Raw genomic sequence first — 18,630 nt, 5'->3', positions numbered from 1 at the left:
GTAGGTGCTCCTTAGAAAGGAGGTGATCCAGCCGCACCTTCCGGTACGGCTACCTTGTTACGACTTAGTCCCAATCGCCAGTCCCACCTTCGACAGCTCCCTCCCACAAGGGGTTAGGCCACCGGCTTCGGGTGTTACCAACTTTCGTGACTTGACGGGCGGTGTGTACAAGGCCCGGGAACGTATTCACCGCAGCGTTGCTGATCTGCGATTACTAGCGACTCCGACTTCATGGGGTCGAGTTGCAGACCCCAATCCGAACTGAGACCGGCTTTTTGGGATTAGCTCCACCTCACAGTATCGCAACCCTTTGTACCGGCCATTGTAGCATGCGTGAAGCCCAAGACATAAGGGGCATGATGATTTGACGTCGTCCCCACCTTCCTCCGAGTTGACCCCGGCAGTCTCCTATGAGTCCCCACCATCACGTGCTGGCAACATAGAACGAGGGTTGCGCTCGTTGCGGGACTTAACCCAACATCTCACGACACGAGCTGACGACAACCATGCACCACCTGTAAACCGACCGCAAGCGGGGCACCTGTTTCCAGGTCTTTCCGGTTCATGTCAAGCCTTGGTAAGGTTCTTCGCGTTGCATCGAATTAATCCGCATGCTCCGCCGCTTGTGCGGGCCCCCGTCAATTCCTTTGAGTTTTAGCCTTGCGGCCGTACTCCCCAGGCGGGGCACTTAATGCGTTAGCTACGGCGCGGAAAACGTGGAATGTCCCCCACACCTAGTGCCCAACGTTTACGGCATGGACTACCAGGGTATCTAATCCTGTTCGCTCCCCATGCTTTCGCTCCTCAGCGTCAGTTAATGCCCAGAGACCTGCCTTCGCCATCGGTGTTCCTCCTGATATCTGCGCATTTCACCGCTACACCAGGAATTCCAGTCTCCCCTACATCACTCTAGTCTGCCCGTACCCACCGCAGATCCGGAGTTGAGCCCCGGACTTTCACGGCAGACGCGACAAACCGCCTACGAGCTCTTTACGCCCAATAATTCCGGATAACGCTTGCGCCCTACGTATTACCGCGGCTGCTGGCACGTAGTTAGCCGGCGCTTCTTCTGCAGGTACCGTCACTTTCGCTTCTTCCCTACTGAAAGAGGTTTACAACCCGAAGGCCGTCATCCCTCACGCGGCGTCGCTGCATCAGGCTTGCGCCCATTGTGCAATATTCCCCACTGCTGCCTCCCGTAGGAGTCTGGGCCGTGTCTCAGTCCCAGTGTGGCCGGTCACCCTCTCAGGCCGGCTACCCGTCGTCGCCTTGGTAGGCCATTACCCCACCAACAAGCTGATAGGCCGCGAGTCCATCCAAAACCACAAAAGCTTTCCACCAACCACCATGCGATGGAAGGTCATATCCGGTATTAGACCCAGTTTCCCAGGCTTATCCCAGAGTCAAGGGCAGGTTACTCACGTGTTACTCACCCGTTCGCCACTAATCCACCCACAAGTGGGCATCATCGTTCGACTTGCATGTGTTAAGCACGCCGCCAGCGTTCATCCTGAGCCAGGATCAAACTCTCCGTTGAAAACAAACAGACACAACCAAGCACCACGGAAATAACGCGGAACCAGGCTGCACAAAATTTGAAACCAGCCAAAAACACCAAACCACACCACAGGGGCGGCACGATTCGGCAAATTCAACCAATTACATACATAATCGGTATCAACAAACTTGGCACACTATTGAGTTCTCAAACAACAGACACATTCGAATATTCCCGGACCAATTCACAAAAGAATTTCTATTCCGTATTTCTTCGCTGCGATGTTTTTATCTTATTTCATTCATATTCACTTTTGCAAATCCGGCTGTTTTCCCGGAATTCACTCGGTGGAATGAATCCGCCCAGCAAAATGCGAAGCAATTTCTCTGCCTCCATGCGGAGCGCGCTAAGAATTGCTTCTTATCAGTTGGGGGTTTGTCACCACTCAGCGGCGGCGACTCAGAAAACAATACACGCCCTCCAGCAGCCGTGCAAATCGGCTGCCGAAAGGCGTGCATGCAGGACTCGAAGGTGCTAGGGAACCAACACTTCCACTGTTGCCAGGTTCTTCTTGCCCCGGCGCAGGAGCAGGTACTGGCCGTGCAGGAGCTCCGACTCGGAGATCACCGCTTCAGGGTCCGACACTTTCTCATTGTTCACGTAGGCACCGCCCTCACCAACAGTGCGCCGGGCGGCGGACTTGCTTTCGGAAAGGCCGGAGGCCACCAGCAGGTCCACGATCCCCATCGCATCCACCTGCACAGTGGTGGAGGGAAGTTCAGAGGTGGCCGCCTGCAGCGTTGCCTTGTCCAGGGCAGTCAGGTCTCCGTTGCCGAAAAGCGCAGCCGAAGCGGCGATGACCTTTTCCGTGGCTTCCACACCGTGCACCAGGGCGGTCACTTCGAAGGCCAGCTTCCGCTGCCCTTCACGGGCGAACGGACGCTCTGCCACCGACGCAGCAAACTGGTCAATCTCGGCACGCGTGAGGAAGGTGAACACTTTGAGCCGGTCCACCACGTCCGCGTCGGCCGTGTTGAGCCAGAACTGGTAGAAGGCGTAGGGGCTGCACATGCCGGCGTCGAGCCAGATGGCGTTGCCTTCGCTCTTGCCGAACTTGGTTCCGTCCGAGTTGGTGATCAGCGGCGTGCCAAGGGCGTGGACACTCTTGCCCTCCACTTTGCGGATCAGTTCGGTACCGCTGGTGAGGTTGCCCCACTGGTCCGAGCCGCCGGTCTGCAGGACGCAGCCGTAGTCGCGGTAGAGCTGCAGGTAGTCCATGCCCTGCAGGATCTGGTAGCTGAACTCGGTGTAGCTGATGCCTTCATCCGAGTTCAGCCGCGATGCCACGGCGTCCTTGCGCAGCATGGTGCCCACGCGGAAGTGCTTGCCCACTTCACGCAGGAAGTCGATGGCGCTCAGGGGCGCCGTCCAGTCCAGGTTGTTCACCATCCTGGCAGCGTTATCCCCTTCGAAGCTGAGGAAGCGCTGCACCTGGGCCTGGAGGTAGCCAACCCATTCGGCCACCGTGTCCTTGGTGTTCAAAGTGCGTTCCGCCGTCGGCCGGGGATCGCCGATCATGCCGGTGGAGCCGCCCACCAACCCCAGCGGTTTGTGTCCGGCCAGCTGGAGCCGCCGCATCACCAGCAGCTGCACCAGGTTCCCTAGGTGGAGGCTCGGCGCGGTGGGGTCGAAGCCGCAATAGTACGTGACCGGCCCGTTGGCGAGGAGCTTTTCGAGCTCCGCTTCGTCGGTGGAGACATGGACCAGCCCACGCCACTTCAGTTCCTGCCAAATGTTGGCGAAAGTGGGGTCGTTGCGCTGCGGTTCGAGGTTGTTCAGTTCTGGCACGCTTCCTAAGTTAGCAGTAAGGCCGAAGGCCCTGTCAGCCGGCGATCCCGGCGGGCACGGGCTGCGAGGCAATCAGCCGCAGCCGCTGCGTGGCGCGGGTCATTGCCACATACAGGTCCCCCACCTTGCCGTGTTCGTGGTTGAGCATCACGGACGGCTCCAGGACGACGACGCCGTCGAACTCCAGGCCCTTTGCCTCACGGGGGCTGATGACCACGATGTCCTGCTCGTAGCTGCCGGCACCCGTCCCGATCCTGCGCCCGTACACGCCGCGGAGCGCGGCCGTGGCCGCAGGGAGGAGGTCACCATCGGCAATCACGGCGAGCAGGCCGCCGTCGAGCGCTTCAAGTTCCTCCGGCAGCGTCTCCACCAGCCGGTCCACGATGCCGCCGTCCGCCACTTCGTCGATGATGGGCGCCCAGCGCCCTTCACGGACGGCCTTGGGGGCGGAGACCACCAGGCCCGCTGCATTGGCCATCCGGACGGCAGCTTCGGCGATCTGCGACGGCGTGCGGTAGTTGACAGTGAGCTCCTCCAGCTGCCAGCGGTCCCCGAACATGGGAGCAAGCGCACCCTGCCAGGAGTTGGCGCCGGCCACCGAGCTGGTCTGCGCGATATCCCCCACGATGGTGAAGGACTTCAGCGGGCACCGGCGCACCAGCAGCCGCCACTGCATGGGCGAAAGTTCCTGCGCTTCGTCCACCACGATGTGCCCGAAGGCCCACGTACGGTCACTGGTGGCCCGCTCGGCCGCGGTCTGCCGGCCTTCCTGTTCCTGGTTTTGCTCGGCAAGCTCCTCTGCAGACATCAGCGGGTCCACGCCCGCTGCCTGCATGTTGACCAGGGTTTGCTTCGCGTTGGCCAGGTCCCGGGCACGGTCGTGTTCCTGCTGCGCCAGCCCCCGCCCTGCAGCGGGATCCAGCTCGCCAAGCAGTTCGGCAGCCTCATCCAGCAGCGGGACGTCGGACTCGGTCCACGGGGCGTCCGCGGGACGCTGCAGCAGTGCCCGTTCGGCAGGCGTGAGGTTGGGGGTGCAGAATTCCAGGATTTCCGGCTTGCTGAACAGATCGGAGATCAGCTTCTCCGGGGTCATAGGCATCCAGCACAGGTTCAGCGCGATCCGCACGTCTCGGGCAGTGCGGACGTCCTCTGCGAGGTACGAGCGGTCTGCGTTGTTGCCGAGGTTTCCGGCTTCGACGAGCTCGGTCATCTGTTCAGTCAGTTCGCGCAGCAGGATCTTCACGAACGTCACGCGGGCCTCGTTGTACGGCTTGCCGGTGGCGCGGGCCCGTTCGCGGGCGCGCCGGACCTGCCGCGGCGTCAGGGTGAGCTTGCGCCCGTCCACCTCGAGGATCCGGTTCTGCGGGGGAACGCGCATGCGGTTGGAGACGGCGTTGGCCACGATGGCTGCCATGTCCAGCCGCCCCTTGATGGCTGCAACGTCCGCGTCTGTTTCGGGGACGGCGTTAATACCCGGCATGAGCCGGCCGAGGCTGGCCATGACCACGCCGGTCTCACCAAGGGAGGGCAGCACGCGCTCGATGTACTTCATGAACGACGACGACGGCCCCACCAGCAGCACGCCTGCACTCTTGAGGCGGTCACGGTGGGTGTAGAGGAGGTAAGCGGCACGATGCAGGGCAACTGCCGTCTTACCCGTGCCCGGCCCACCCTGCACCACGACGGCGCCGGAAATGGAGGACCGGATGATGCGGTCCTGCTCGGACTGGATGGTGCTGACGATGTCCGACATGCGGCCGGTGCGCTTGGAGTTCAATGCGGCCAGCAGGGCGCCCTCGCCCTGCAGCGAGTCGTCCTCGGTCAGCATGTCCGCGTCCAGGACGTCATCCTCGATGGCCTTGACGTCACGCCCCTGCAGGATCAGGTGCCGGCGGCGTCGGACGCCCTGCCGGTCGAAGGCCGTGGCCTGGTAGAAGTGGCCGGCCTCGGGGGCACGCCAGTCCACCATCAGCCGCTGCAGGTCCTCGGTGGTCAAACCGATACGGCCGATGTACTGGGCTTCACCGGAGTCCAGGTCCAGGCGGCCAAAGACCAGCCGGTCATCCACCGCATCCAGCTGCGCCAGGCGGTCCTCATACAGTGCGGCAAACGCGTCACGTTCCGAAACGTTCTGCATGGTGCCCACGGCTCCGGCACGACGGACCTGCGCCAGTTGGCGGCGCTTCTCCTCCCGGAGTTCCTCCAGCCGGGCGTACAGGCCGGCTACATACTTCCGTTCGTGGGCCAATTCGGCGTCGTGCATTAACGTTCCCCTATCGCGAAAGACAGACCGTCCATTCTACAACCATTTCCGTTAACGCCGGTGAAACGTTGCAGAAGGCGGCGCACCGGCCTGCTGCCTGCGGAGCCGGGGCTTGGCCGCCTTGTACTTGGAAACGGTGGGATCACCGGTGAGCCAGAAGCGCCAGGCGTATTCCTCCGATCCCCCGGCGCCTGCCACGCCCACCCGCGGACCGGAACTGACCGGCCCGCTGGTGCCGGCGGGAAGCTCCAGCGCGAAGGGCGGCGCCAGGGCGTCCCGGCCGCTGTCCGCCGTCGTCAATCCAAGCGCTTTGGCCAGCCGGGCCGGACCGCTGGCCAGGTCGGCGGGACTTTTCGACGTTGGGCGGCGCCGTTGTGCCAGCTCGATGCCGTCCACGATCTCCCCAGCCCGCAGCAGCAGGGCGGACGCGACGCCGTCCGGGCCGCAGACAATGTTGGTGCAGTGGTGCATGCCGTAGGTGAAGTACACATAGAGGTGCCCGGCGGGACCGAACATGGGGGCGTTGCGGGGCGTGGGGCCGCGGTACGTGTGCGAGCCGGGATCCGGGTGCAGGGAGTCCTCGGGGCCCATATAGGCCTCCACCTCGGTGAGCCGGACGGACACGGCGCCATCCCGGGACTCGTGGGTCAGCACGGCGCCGAGCAGCTTCGGGGCCAGTTCGCGGGCATCTGCGGACAGGAATCCGCGCAGACGTTCCATTGCCCCAGTGCTTTGGTTCATTGCTTGACCTTACCCAGATGCTGCGGGTTTCACCTGTGTAGCGAAGGCGCCGGCAGGGAATTTTCCGCACCCACGGCCATGTCCGATTTCCGCTAGAAGCAGGGCGCGGCGGCTGGCAGGATGGAGGAATGGACTTCTGGCAGCGCTACCGGGCAATCGATGCCCGCGACCCCCGGTTCGACGGCCAGTTCTTTACCGCCGTCCGCACCACGGGAATCTACTGCCGTCCCTCCTGCCCGGCCCGGACGCCCAAACCGTCCAACGTGACCTTCTACGAGACGTCCGCAGCGGCCCATGAGGCCGGCTACCGCGCCTGCAAGCGGTGCCTGCCGGAGGCGGTTGCGGGGACTCCGGCGTGGAACGTGCGGCAGGACGTAGCGGGCCGGGCCATGCGCCTGATCAACGACGGCGTGATCAACCGGGACGGGGTGTCCGGTCTCGCCGCCCGCCTGGGCTATTCGCCGCGCCAGCTCAACCGGATCCTGGGGCAGGAGCTTGGTGCCGGTCCCCTATCGCTGGCCCGTGCCGCGAGGGCCCAGACGGCACGCACCCTGTTGGTTTCAACATCGATGAAACTCGCTGACGTCGCCTTCGCGGCAGGCTTCAGCAGCGTCAGACAATTCAACGAGACCATCGCCGAGGTATTCGACATGACGCCAACGGCACTGCGCAGGACGGTCCGGCACGGGGCGGCCGGGGGCGCCGCAACGGCTGGCGGCACGACGGCATTGGTGCTGGGCCTGCCCTACCGGCCACCCTTTGATCCGGGCATCTTCTCATTCCTTGCCGTGCGTGCCATCCCCGGGATCGAGGAAGGGACGGCCACCTCCTACGCGCGCACACTGCGGCTGCCCCACGGGGACGCCCGCTTTAGGGTGGAGTACGACGACGGCAGCCGGGAGCGGCCGTTGACCCTCACCATCGGCGCGGTGGACCTCCGCGACCTTCCGGCATTGCTCAGCCGGGTCCGCAGGCTGTTCGACCTCGACGCGGACCCGGAAGCGATCGATGGCACACTCGCGGGCGATCCCAGGCTGGCTGCCTCAGTCCGCGAGGCACCGGGGGTGCGGATGCCGGGCTCAGTGGATCCGCAGGAGCTGCTGATCCGGGCGATGGTGGGCCAGCAGATCACGGTGGCGGCAGCCAGGACAGCCTTGACCCAGCTGTCCGCGGCGGGCAGTCCCGCCAGTGCCCCCGGCGACGGCCTGGACCGTCTGTTTCCCACTCCGGCGGAAATCGCAGCTGGAGGATACCTGCTTCGCGGACCAAAGCGCCGGACAGAGTCGCTGCTGCATGCTGCGGAGGCCATGGACGACGGGCGCCTGGACTTCGGCTATGGCGACGACCTCCCAAGCCTCACCGCGGCACTTCTGCCGCTCCCCGGCGTCGGGCCCTGGACCGTGGGGTACGTCGCCATGCGTGTCCTGGGCGCCCCGGACATTTTCCTTGCCAACGACGCCGCCGTGCGCAACGGGATCCGCGCCCTCGATAATGGTGGCAACGCGCTCAGCCCGGACTTCCGCGAAACCAGCCCGTGGCGCTCCTACGCCACCATGCACCTCTGGCGGGCCGCTGCCAAGCCCGCTCCCAAACCTGCTGTTCCCGTGAAAGGGATGCCATGAAAGCACAACTCCTGCAGCTGTCCACGCCGGACGGCCCGTTCACCATCCTTGCCAGGGACGGCGTGGTCCTGGCCTCGGGCTGGACAGCCGGCCTCCCGGAACTGGCCGGACAGGTCCATCCCGCGCTGCGTCCCGACGCCGTGGAAGAGGTGGCGGACCTTGGCGGAATCTCAGCCGCCGTCGAGGCCTTCTATTCCGGCGATCCCGCTCCGGCCATGGCCGTGCCAGTCCGCCAGCAGTCCGGCCCGTTCCGTACGCACGCCTGGGATGTCCTCCGCCAGGTCAAGCCCGGCGCCCCCGTCACCTACAGCGAGTATGCCGCGCTGGCCGGGAACCCGAAGGCGGTCCGGGCTGCCGCCAGCGCCTGCGCCTTCAATGCCGCGGCCCTGTTCGTTCCGTGCCACCGGGTGATCCGGACCGACGGCTCCCTGGGCGGTTTCCGCTGGGGGCTGCGCATCAAGGAGAGCCTGCTGGCCCGCGAGGCCGCCTGACCGCTCCCTCCCCTGCCCCTGGGTTGCTCCATCACTTGTGGTCCCTAGAACCCCGGTTTAGGGGCCACAAGTGATGGAGCAACGAATCGCTACTTGGGGTCCGGCATGGCCGACGGCCAGGGCAGCAGGGCCGGGAGGTCGGTGCCGTCCCCGGCGGCGGTGGCGCGGAGGCTGTCCAGCGAGGGCTGCCGGCCCGCGAGCCACGCGGCGATGTCGGTGACCATGCCGCTGACGACGACGGTGCTGCCGCCGGCACCGAGGGTCACTGGCGGAAGTGCCACCGGCTGCAGGACAAGCCGGCTTTCCGTGGGAAGGCGGGCGGCCAGGAAGTCGAAGAGGTGTGAGCAGAACTCCCTGCTCCAGACCTCAGGTCCGGTGCCGGCGTCCAAATCGGCGGTGTGGATGACGAGTTCCCGCCAGAGCGCCAGCCCGGCGTCGAAAATCACGCCGTCCCGGAACGCGATGGGCGTCTTCCACTCGTCCCGGTCCAGCGCGTCAAAGGCGGCCAGTACCCGGTGCAGCGCGGTGGCTACGTCCTTCCGGTGCTGCCCAAGGCTGTGGCCGGCCGCGAGATCGATGGCCCGGTTGCGCCCCTCCACGCCGCCGTCGTACAGCTCCACCTTTTCGCCCTGGCGGCCGTACTCCACCTGGCGGGCGAGGGCGTCACAGATGCCGGCGATGTGGGCCATGAGGTGGCCGCGGCTCCAGCCGGGAAGGGTTGACGGTGCCTTTTCGCCACCATCGGGTATGCGCTCCATGGCGGTGGACAGCGCATCGGCTGCCTTGTGCAGTTCAGCGAGGAGGGCGTCGGGGGAAGGTGAGGTCATGCGGCCCAGCCTAGCGGAGCAGCCGCCTGGCCCGGCGCCTATGCCAGCGGCGTTCCGTCCGGCCCGACGCGGTGGCGGACATGCCGGCCGTCGTTGCTGGCCTGCCAGAACTCGATCTCGACGGGCTGCAGTGCGTACAGCTGCCAGTTTGGGTTGTCGCTGCCGTCCGCGCGCGGCCGTTCGTGCCAGTCAATGCTGGAGGCCTCGGCGGAGAGCTCGGCCACGTTGCCGGCCAGCCGGACCTGCCGGCCCAGGGCGGGCCAGTAGAAGTTCATCGCGGCCTTGGGCGCGGCCGTCAGTTCCCGGCCCTTGCGCGAGGTGCGGGACGTGGCGAAGTGCCAGCCGTCGTCGTCAATGTTCTTCAGGATGAGCATCCGCGAGGACGGTTGCGGGGCCGCCCCATCAGCCGTGTCCACCGTGGCGAGGCTGAAGGCGTGCGGCTGCTGCTCCCCCGCGTCCAGGGCCTCATCGAGCCACTGCTTGAAAAGCAGTGCCGGGTCCTGCGGCGCGTTCTCCGGCTCGAAGCCGGGCAGGTCGGACGGGAAGTCGGGCAGGGTGCGAAGGAACTTGCGGAACGTTTCGCTCATGGACCCAGCCTAGCCACAGACGCCAAGGGCCCCGGGGGAACATGCCCCGGGGCCCTGCCAACAATGTTTCCTACCCGGCGTACTCGCGGACGGCGGCAAGCTCCGCCTCGAGCGCGGTCAGCTGGCGTTCGACGGCGGCCGGTGCCGTGCCGCCCTGGGAGTTGCGGCTGTTGAGCGATCCCTCAGTGGAGAGGACGGTGCGGACCTCGGGAGTGAGGTGCTCCGAGATCGCAGCGTACTCTTCGTCCGTCAGGTCCCACAGTTCAACGCCGCGGGACTCCGCCTGCTTGACGGCGGCACCGGACAGTTCGTGGGCCTCACGGAAAGGTACGCCCTGGCGGACCAGCCATTCTGCGATGTCGGTGGCCAGCGCGAAGCCCTGCGGAGCCAGGGATTCCATCCGCTCGGTGTTGAACGTCAGGGTGGCGATCATGCCCGACACGGCCGGGAGCAGCAGCTCCAGGGTGTCCGCGGCGTCGAACACCGGCTCCTTGTCCTCCTGCAGGTCGCGGTTGTAGGCCAGCGGCAGGCCCTTGAGCGTGGCCAGCAGCCCGGTCAGGTTGCCGATCAGGCGCCCGGCCTTGCCGCGGGCCAGCTCGGCCACGTCCGGGTTCTTCTTCTGCGGCATGATCGAGGACCCCGTGGAGTACGAATCATGCAGCGTGACGAAGGAGAACTCCTTGGTGGCCCAGAAGATGACTTCCTCGGAGATGCGGGACAGGTCCACGCCGATCATCGAGCAGACCCACGCGAACTCGGCGAAGACATCGCGGGAGGCAGTGCCGTCGATCGAGTTGTGCACGGCGGAGAAGAACCCGAGGTCCGCGGCCACTGCTTCCGGGTCCAGGCCCAGCGAGGACCCGGCCAGCGCACCGGAACCGTACGGCGAGACCCCTGCGCGCTTGTCCCAGTCCAGGAGCCGCTGCACATCGCGCAGCAGGGCCCAGGCGTGGGCCAGGAGGTGGTGGCTGAGCAGGACCGGCTGGGCGTGCTGCAGGTGGGTGCGGCCTGGCATGGCAACACCATGGTGCGCCTTGGCCTGCTCCACCAGCGCGTCCACGGTGGCCAGGACACCGCGGGCGATAATCCGGGCGTGGTCGCGCAGGAACATCCGGCCCAGGGTGGCCACCTGGTCGTTGCGGGAGCGGCCGGCGCGGAGCTTGCCGCCCAGCTGGGCGCCCGCCCGCTCGATCAGGCCCCGTTCCAGGGAGCCGTGCACATCCTCGTCGGATTCGGCCGGCAGGTAGGCGCCGGACGCCACGTCCTCGTCCAACTGCGTCAGGGCCGCGAGCATGCCTTCCAGCTCGGCGTCGTCCAGCAGCCCGGCCTTGTGCAGCACGCGGGCGTGCGCCTTGGAACCGGCAATGTCGTAGCGCGCCAGCCGCCAGTCGAAGTGCGTGGACTTACTCAGCGCCGCCAGGGCGTCGGCGGGGCCGCCGGCGAACCGGCCGCCCCACAGGGCACCTGCGTTGGTTGCCTCCGTTTTTTGCTCAGCCACGCGGGCTACTTCCCTGCGACGCGGATGTCGCGGCCGGAAGCGACCTTGGCGGACATGCCCCACAGCTCGATGAAGCCCTTGGCCTGGGACTGGTCGAAGGTGTCGCCGGTGTCGTAGGTGGCCAGCGAGAAGTCGTACAGCGAGGTGTCGGAGCGGCGGCCGTTGACGATGGCCTGGCCACCGTGCAGGGTCATGCGGATGTCGCCGGAGACGTACTTCTGGGTGTCGTCGATGAAGGCGTCCAGGGAGCGCTTGAGCGGGGAGAACCACTGGCCGTCGTACACCAGCTCGGCCCAGCGCTGGCCAACGGTGGCCTTGAAGCGGGCCTGCTCGCGCTCCACCGTGATGTCCTCGAGGTGCTTGTGCGCGGTGATCAGCGCCATGGCGCCCGGGGCTTCGTAGATTTCGCGGGACTTGATGCCCACCAGGCGGTCCTCGACGACGTCGATGCGGCCCACGCCCTGCGCACCGGCGCGGCGGTTGAGTTCCTTGATGGCCTGCAGCGGGGTGACCTTGACGCCGTCGATGGCCACAGGCACGCCGGCTTCGAAGGAGATGGTGACCTCATCCGGCGCCGGTGGGAATTCCGGTGTGGCGGTGTAGTCGTAGATGTCCTTGGTGGGGGCGTTCCAGATGTCCTCGAGGTAGCCGGTTTCCACGGCGCGTCCCCAAACATTCTGGTCGATGGAGTACGGGTTCTTCTTGGTGGTCTCGATGGGCAGTCCCTTTTCCTCGGCGAAGGCGATGGCCTTGTCGCGGGTCAGGGCGAGGTCGCGGACCGGTGCGATGCACTTCAGGTCCGGGCCGAGGGTCTGGATGCCCACTTCGAAGCGGACCTGGTCGTTGCCCTTGCCGGTGCAGCCGTGTGCAACGGTCGTGGCGCCGAACTCACGGGCAGCCTTGACCAGGTGCTTGACGATGACCGGGCGGGAGATCGCGGAAACCAGCGGGTAGTGGCCCTGGTAGAGGGCGTTGGCCTTCAGGGTGGGCACGCAGTATTCGTTGGCGAACTCGTCCGATGCGTCGGCGACGTAGGCCTCCACGGCGCCGCAGCCGAGGGCGCGCTGGCGGATGGTTTCAAGCGATTCGCCGCCCTGTCCGACGTCCACCGCCACGGCGATGACCTCGGCACCGGTGGCTTCACCGATCCAGCCGATGGCGACGGAGGTGTCCAGGCCGCCGGAGTAGGCCAGCACAATGCGTTCAGTCACTTTAGATGCTCCTTGTTGGGGTTTGTTGATTGATTGTCTTCAAGCTTATTGCCCGGCTTCCTCGGCCATTTGCAGGAAGCGGGCGGCGAGGTCCGGGCCGCCGAGCGGATCGCGTGAGACCAGCAGGACGGTGTCATCACCGGCGATGGTGCCCAGGATGGACGGCATGACCGAATGGTCGATGGCCAGGGCCAGGAAGTTTGCCGCCCCGGGCGGAGTCCGCAGCACAGCGATGTTGGCCGAGGCTTCGGCCGTGACGAGCAGTTCGCTGCACAGCCGGGCGAGCCGGGCGTCCAGGATCTCCTGGGTCACGCCGCTCTTGGCAGCCCGTTCGCCCCCCTCACCTGGGACCGCGTAGACCAGGACGCCTTCCTTGCCGCGGACGCGGACAGCGCCCAGCTCCACCAGGTCGCGGGACAGCGTGGCTTGGGTGACCTGCACGCCGTCGTCCGCCAGCAACGCCGCGAGCTCCGCCTGGGAACGCACGGACTGCCCGGTCAGGATCGCAGTGATGCGCGCCTGCCGGGCCGTCTTGGTGGCGGGGCTGCTGCCCGGGGAGGACGGCTGGGCGGACACTAGAACGTGCTCTCCCCGGTACCTTCGACGGGCGACAGGCCTTCGACGAACGCAAGGCCGGACCGGTGCATCAGCCAGGCCATCAGCGCCTTCTGGGCGTGCAGGCGGTTTTCCGCCTCGTCCCAGACGATCGACTGCGGGCCGTCAATCACATCGGCTGAGATTTCGTAGCCCCGGTAGGCGGGCAGGCAGTGGAGCACGACGGCGTCATCCGCCGTGAGTGCCATGGCGGCGGAGTCCACGGAGTAGTCCCGGAACAGCTGCATCCGGGCTTCCTTTTCGGCTTCCTGGCCCATGGACACCCAGGTATCGGTGGCCACGACGTCCGCGCCCTGGAGTGCCTCCTTGGCGTCGGTGGTGATGAGGACCGAGCCGCCGGTTTCTGCAGCACGCTCCTTCGCTGCCGCTACGATCTCCGCAGCGGGCAGGTAGCCTTCAGGGCCGGCGATGCGGACGTGCATGCCGGCCGTGACTCCGGCCAGCAGGTAGGAGTTGGCCATGTTGTTGGCAGCGTCACCCAGGTAGCTCATGGTGAGCCCCTTGAGTTCGCCCTTGTGTTCCTTGACGGCAAGCAGGTCCGCCAGGAGCTGGCAGGGGTGGTAGTCATCGCACAGGGCGTTGATGACCGGGACCTTGGAGTTCGCGGCCATGGCCACCAGGCCGGAGTGCGCGCCCGTACGCCACACGATGGTGGAGACCATGCGTTCCAGGACCTTGGCGGTGTCCTCCACGGATTCCTTGTGCCCGATCTGCGCCTCGCCGGGGTTGATGATGAGGGCGTTGCCGCCCATGTCGGCGATGCCGGTGGCGAAGGAGACGCGGGTCCGGGTGGAGGTCTTATCGAAAATCACGGCCACGGTCTTGCGGCCACTGCCCTCCGCCGCGAACGGCTGGACGCTGTAGGGGGCAGCCTTCATGCGGGCGGCGAGCTCCAGGACTTCCGACTGCTCAGCCGGGGTGAGGTCGGTGTCCTTGAGGAAATGCCGGGTTGCGGTAGTCACTGGGCGTCCTTAGCTGCTTGGAGGATTGCCGGAAAAGCGGCGAGGAAGGTGTCAGCCTGGGCCGCGGTGAGGATCAGCGGCGGGGCCAGGCGGATGGTGCGCGGGCCGGGGCTGTTGATGATGAAGCCCGCGTCGAGGGCAGCCTGCACTGCCGCGGGGGCAACATCGGCGTCGAGGTCGAAGCCGATCAGGAGCCCTTCGCCGCGCACCTCCGTGACGCCGGGCAGGGCGGCCAGTCCGGAGCGCAGGTGCTCCCCCACCGTGACGGCGTTTGCGAGCACGTTCTGGCTTTCCAGTGCGTGCAGGGTTGCCAGGGCGGCAGCGGTGGCAACAGGGTTGCCGCCGAAGGTTGTGCCGTGCTGGCCGGCGGAGAGCAACGACGACGTCTGCTCGCCAAAGGTGATCAGGGCACCGATGGGGAAGCCGCCGCCGAGGCCCTTTGCCAGGGTGACGGCGTCCGGCATGATTCCGGCGTCTTCGCTGGCGAGCCACTTGCCGGTCCGGCCGATGCCGGTCTGCACCTCATCCAGGATGAGCAGGGCGCCGGTCCTGGCTGTCAGCTCCCGGGCTGCCCGGAGGTACTCCGCCGAAAGGGGGCGTACACCTGCTTCACCCTGGATGGGCTCGAGGAAGACCGCGGCCACGGTTTCGTCCACCGCGGCCTTGAGCGCGTCGATGTCCCCGAACGGGATGTGCTCCACGCCGCCGGGCAGCGGCTCGAAGGGTGCCCGGTAGGCCTCCTTGGCCGTGAGCGCCAGGGCGCCCATGGTCCGGCCATGGAAGGCCCCCTCGAGGGCAATGATTTTGGTCTTCTTCGCGGCGCCCTCGCCGGTGTTGCGGCGGGCCAGCTTGAAGGCGGCCTCGTTCGCTTCGGTGCCGGAGTTGCTGAAGAACACCTTGGATCCCGCCGGCGCGTTGGCCAGCGACAGGAGCTTTTCGGCCAGGGCCACCTGCGTGGGGCTGGTGAAGAAGTTGGACACGTGGCCCAGGGTGGCCAGCTGGCTGCTGATGACAGAGGTTACGAACGGGTGGGCATGGCCCAGGGCGTTGACGGCAATGCCGCCCAGGAGGTCGAGGTACTCTTTGCCGTCGGCGTCCCACACCACGCAGCCGGCACCGCGGACCAGCACCCGCTGCGGCGTGCCGAACACGTTCATCAGCGAGCTGGAGTAGCGGGCCAGCCACTCGGATCCGGCGTGGCCGGTGGTTTCCACCAGCTCGTTCACTGATGGTTTTTCCACGGTATTCATGAGCTGATCTCCTCGTCCGGGACTACCTGGGTGCCGATGCCCGCCGTCGTAAATGTTTCCAGAAGCATGGAGTGGGCCAGGCGCCCGTCCACGATGTGTGCCTGTTCGACGCCCTCGTCGACGGCCTTGAGGCAGGCCGCCATCTTGGGGATCATCCCTGATTCGAGCCTGGGCAGCATCTGCCGCAGCTCCGAGGCCGTGAGGGACGAAATCAGCGAGGACTTGTCCGGCCAGTTGGCGTAGAGGCCCTCAACATCGGTCAGGATCACCAGCTTGGAAGCGCCGAGCGCGGAGGCGACCGCGGCCGCTGCGGTGTCGGCGTTGACGTTCAGGACCTGGCCCGTGGGCTGGAACCGTGCGGTCCCGGCCACGCCGTCACCGCCGTCGACAATTTCCGGCGCCACCGTGGAGATCACGGGGATCCGCCCGGCGGCGAGGATGTCCACAATGCCTGCGGGGTCGACGCCGACCACCTCGCCTACCAGCCCGAGGTCCACGTCCTCGCCGTCCACCACGGTCCCGGTGCGGACAGCGCGGAGGAGGCCGCCGTCCTCGCCGGACATGCCCACCGCGTAGGGGCCGTGCGAGTTGATCAGGCCCACCAGTTCGCGGCCCACCTGGCCGGTGAGGACCATGCGGACCACGTCCATGGCCTCGGGCGTTGTTACGCGGAGTCCGCCCTTGAACTCGGATTCGATGCCCAGCCGGCCCAGCATGGAATTGATCTGCGGGCCGCCGCCGTGCACCACCACGGGGTGGATGCCCACATGGTGGAGGAAGACGATGTCCTCGGCAAAGGCGCGGCGGAGCTCGTCGTTGACCATGGCGTTTCCGCCGTACTTGATCACCATGGTGGTGCCCGCGAACCGCTGGATCCAGGGCAGTGCCTCGATCAGGGTGGCGGCCTTGTCCTGGGCGGCGGACATGCTGGTGTTTTCGCGCGTCTGGGTGTTCATGATGTCACTTTCCACAGCGGTCTGTGCCTGGGGCGCTGGGCTCCTAGCTGGAGTAGGCGCTGTTTTCGTGGACGTAGTCGTGGGTGAGGTCGTTGGTCCAGATGGTGGCTTCCGCATCGCCTGCCTGCAGGTCGATCTCCACCAGCACTTCGCGGGGTTCCAGGTCCACCAGGCCCCGGTCGTCGCCGATGCTGCCGTTGCGGCAGATTTGGACGCCGTTCATGGCCACGTTGAGCTTGTCCGCTTCGAAAGCGGCGTCCGTGGTGCCCACGGCTGACAGGACCCGGCCCCAGTTGGGATCCTTGCCGAAGATGGCGGCCTTGAACAGGTTGGAGCGGGCCACGGAGCGGCTGACGGTTTCGGCGTCGGCTTCGCTGGCGGCGTTGAACGTACGGATGGCGATGTCGTGGCTGGCGCCTTCGGCGTCCGCGATCAATTTCCGTGCCAGCTCGGCGCAGACCCGGGTGAGGCCGGCGCCGAAGGCTTCGGCTGACGGCACGGCTCCCGAGGCGCCGGACGCCATCAAAACCACGGTGTCGTTGGTGGACATGCAGCCGTCCGAATCGGCACGGTCGAAGGTGACGCGGGTGGCGTCGCGGAGGACGACGTCGAGCAGCTCCGGCTGCACGTTGGCATCGGTGGTGAGCACCACCAGCATGGTGGCCAGGCCGGGGGCGAGCATGCCGGCACCCTTGGCGATGCCGCCGATGCTGAATTCCTGGCCGTCGGCGTCGCTGCCGATGAAGAGGGCAGACTTGGGGACGCTGTCGGTGGTCATGATCGCCGTGCCGGCCGCAGGCCCGCCATCAGTGCTGAGCGCCGCAGCAGCAGCCTCGACGCCGGGCAGGATCTTGTCCATGGGCAGCTGCTCGCCGATCAGGCCGGTGGAGCAGACGAAGACGTCGGTGGCGGAGATGCCCAGCACCTCGGCCACTTTCTCCGCGGTGCTGTGGGTGTTCTGGAAACCGGTGGGGCCGGTGCAGGCGTTGGCTCCGCCGGAGTTGAGGATGACGGCGTCCACGCGGCCGTCGGAGACCACCTGGCGGGACCAGTGCACGGGGGCGGCTGCCACCCGGTTGCTGGTGAAGACGGCGGCGGCGGCCTTGGACGGGCCGTCGTTGACGACCAGGGCCAGGTCCGGGTTGCCGGAGGCCTTGAGGCCGGCGGTGACGCCGGCCGCCCGGAATCCCATGGGGGCGGTGATGGTCACGGGGCTACTCCCTGGAGGTTGAGGCCGGCGGTTTCCGGCAGGCCGAGTGCGATGTTCATGGACTGTACGGCGCCGCCGGCGGTGCCCTTGGTGAGGTTGTCGATCACGCAGGTGACGATGACGCGGCCCGCGTGCGGGTCGAACACCAGCTGCATGGCTGCGTGATTGGATCCCTGGACGGACTTAGTGGCGGGCCATTGGCCTTCCGGCAGCACATGGACGAAGGGCTCGTCGTCATACGCTTCCATCCAGGCCTGCCGCAGCTGGGCAGCGGTGGTGCCGGCCTTGACCTTCGCGGTGGCCGTGGTCAGGATGCCGCGGCTCATCGGCGCCAGTGTAGGCGTGAAGGAGACGGAGACCTTTTCGCCGGCGGCGTTGCTGAGCCCCTGCTCGATTTCCGGCGTGTGCCGGTGTCCGCCGCCCACGCCGTACGGGCTCATGGAGCCCATCACTTCGGAGCCGATGAGGTTGACCTTGGCTGCCTTGCCGGCGCCGGAGGTTCCGGACGCGGACACGATCACGACGTCGTCGGGCTCCAGGAGCTGGGCGGCGAACCCTGGGGCCAGGGCCAGGAGGGAAGACGTGGGGTAGCAGCCGGGCACGGCGATGCGCTTGGCGCCCTTGAGGGCCTCCCGCTGGCCGGGCAGTTCCGGCAGCCCGTAGGGCCAGGTGCCGGCGTGGGCGGAGCCGTAGAACTTCTCCCAGGCGGCCGGATCCTCCAGGCGGTGGTCGGCGCCGGCGTCGATAACGAGGGTCCCCTCAGGCAGCTGGGCGGCAATCTCCCCGGAGGCACCGTGCGGCAGGGCGAGGAACACGACATCGTGGCCGGAGAGGTTCTCCACCGTGGTGTCCTCCAGGATCCGGCTGGCCAGTCCGTGAAGGTGCGGCTGGAGTTCACCGAGCCGGGATCCTGCATTGCTGTGGGCGGTAATGGCCCCGATGGTCACCCCGGGGTGCCCGGCAAGGAGGCGGAGGACTTCTCCCCCGGCGTAGCCACTGGCTCCCGAGACCGCAACAGAAATAGTCATGCTCCGACTATACAGCAATAGTT

15 protein-coding genes and 1 rRNA gene are annotated in these 18,630 nt (G+C 66.5%); 2 read left to right on the top strand and 14 right to left on the bottom strand.

Annotated elements, in window-relative coordinates; genetic code table 11:
* Positions 1-15 precede the first annotated feature (15 nt).
* The 4 genes from ACTJK0_RS17650 to ACTJK0_RS17635 all read right to left on the bottom strand — a co-directional run bounded on the left by ACTJK0_RS17650 (position 16) and on the right by ACTJK0_RS17635 (position 6,350).
* Positions 16-1,537 (bottom strand): 16S ribosomal RNA (locus ACTJK0_RS17650).
* A gap of 495 nt (positions 1,538-2,032) precedes the next feature.
* Positions 2,033-3,346: a tyrosine--tRNA ligase gene (gene tyrS / locus ACTJK0_RS17645; protein ID WP_110544899.1), complete on the bottom strand. Its 1,314-nt coding sequence runs from the start codon at positions 3,344-3,346 to the stop codon at positions 2,033-2,035.
* Positions 3,347-3,380: 34 nt separating this feature from the next.
* Positions 3,381-5,609 carry an AAA family ATPase gene (locus tag ACTJK0_RS17640; protein WP_110544897.1) on the bottom strand — a complete coding sequence of 743 codons (2,229 nt, stop codon included), beginning with the start codon at positions 5,607-5,609 and terminating at the stop codon, positions 3,381-3,383.
* A gap of 51 nt (positions 5,610-5,660) precedes the next feature.
* Positions 5,661-6,350, bottom strand: a complete 690-nt coding sequence (locus ACTJK0_RS17635) for a DNA-3-methyladenine glycosylase (RefSeq protein ID WP_110544895.1) — start codon at positions 6,348-6,350, stop codon at positions 5,661-5,663.
* A 128-nt stretch (positions 6,351-6,478) separates the two neighbouring features.
* Here ACTJK0_RS17635 and ACTJK0_RS17630 point away from each other — a divergent pair, with 128 nt between their 5' ends.
* Positions 6,479-7,972: an AlkA N-terminal domain-containing protein gene (locus ACTJK0_RS17630; RefSeq protein WP_440746072.1), complete on the top strand. Its 1,494-nt coding sequence runs from the start codon at positions 6,479-6,481 to the stop codon at positions 7,970-7,972.
* Entirely contained in the window at positions 7,969-8,463 is a 495-nt protein-coding gene (locus ACTJK0_RS17625) for a methylated-DNA--[protein]-cysteine S-methyltransferase (RefSeq protein ID WP_110544891.1), read from the top strand. The genes ACTJK0_RS17630 and ACTJK0_RS17625 overlap by 4 nt, the downstream gene beginning before the upstream one ends.
* An 89-nt stretch (positions 8,464-8,552) precedes the next feature.
* Here ACTJK0_RS17625 and ACTJK0_RS17620 read toward each other — a convergent pair whose 3' ends face one another.
* The 10 genes from ACTJK0_RS17620 to argC all read right to left on the bottom strand — a co-directional run bounded on the left by ACTJK0_RS17620 (position 8,553) and on the right by argC (position 18,607).
* Entirely contained in the window at positions 8,553-9,290 is a 738-nt protein-coding gene (locus ACTJK0_RS17620; RefSeq protein WP_440746071.1) for a maleylpyruvate isomerase family mycothiol-dependent enzyme, read from the bottom strand.
* A 38-nt stretch (positions 9,291-9,328) separates the two neighbouring features.
* Complete coding sequence (locus ACTJK0_RS17615; protein ID WP_440746070.1) at positions 9,329-9,877, bottom strand: pyridoxine/pyridoxamine 5'-phosphate oxidase; 549 nt, start codon at positions 9,875-9,877, stop codon at positions 9,329-9,331.
* Positions 9,878-9,947: 70 nt separating this feature from the next.
* A complete protein-coding gene (gene argH, locus ACTJK0_RS17610; RefSeq protein WP_440746069.1) occupies positions 9,948-11,375 on the bottom strand; it encodes an argininosuccinate lyase in 1,428 nt (475 codons plus the stop codon).
* A 5-nt stretch (positions 11,376-11,380) separates the two neighbouring features.
* Positions 11,381-12,586, bottom strand: coding sequence for an argininosuccinate synthase (locus ACTJK0_RS17605; protein ID WP_110544885.1), 1,206 nt, complete (start codon positions 12,584-12,586; stop codon positions 11,381-11,383).
* Positions 12,587-12,631: 45 nt separating this feature from the next.
* Complete coding sequence (locus tag ACTJK0_RS17600; protein ID WP_110544884.1) at positions 12,632-13,162, bottom strand: arginine repressor; 531 nt, start codon at positions 13,160-13,162, stop codon at positions 12,632-12,634.
* A complete protein-coding gene (gene argF / locus ACTJK0_RS17595) occupies positions 13,162-14,163 on the bottom strand; it encodes an ornithine carbamoyltransferase (RefSeq protein WP_440746068.1) in 1,002 nt (333 codons plus the stop codon). The genes ACTJK0_RS17600 and argF overlap by 1 nt, the downstream gene beginning before the upstream one ends.
* A complete protein-coding gene (locus ACTJK0_RS17590; protein WP_440746067.1) occupies positions 14,160-15,413 on the bottom strand; it encodes an acetylornithine transaminase in 1,254 nt (417 codons plus the stop codon). The genes argF and ACTJK0_RS17590 overlap by 4 nt, the downstream gene beginning before the upstream one ends.
* Positions 15,410-16,369: an acetylglutamate kinase gene (gene argB, locus ACTJK0_RS17585; protein WP_440746066.1), complete on the bottom strand. Its 960-nt coding sequence runs from the start codon at positions 16,367-16,369 to the stop codon at positions 15,410-15,412. The genes ACTJK0_RS17590 and argB overlap by 4 nt, the downstream gene beginning before the upstream one ends.
* Before the next feature lie 43 nt (positions 16,370-16,412).
* Complete coding sequence (gene argJ / locus ACTJK0_RS17580) at positions 16,413-17,579, bottom strand: bifunctional glutamate N-acetyltransferase/amino-acid acetyltransferase ArgJ (RefSeq protein ID WP_440746065.1); 1,167 nt, start codon at positions 17,577-17,579, stop codon at positions 16,413-16,415.
* Positions 17,576-18,607 (bottom strand): N-acetyl-gamma-glutamyl-phosphate reductase, encoded by a 1,032-nt coding sequence (argC, locus tag ACTJK0_RS17575; protein ID WP_440746064.1) that lies wholly within the window; start codon positions 18,605-18,607, stop codon positions 17,576-17,578. Before argC ends, argJ begins: the two co-directional genes overlap by 4 nt.
* Positions 18,608-18,630: the final 23 nt, after the last annotated feature.

This window comes from Paenarthrobacter sp. 22069 (assembly GCF_052046035.1).
Taxonomy (GTDB): Bacteria; Actinomycetota; Actinomycetes; order Actinomycetales; family Micrococcaceae; genus Arthrobacter.
The sequence above is the reverse complement of the archived record's forward strand: the minus strand, read 5'-3'. Positions and strand labels throughout refer to the sequence as shown.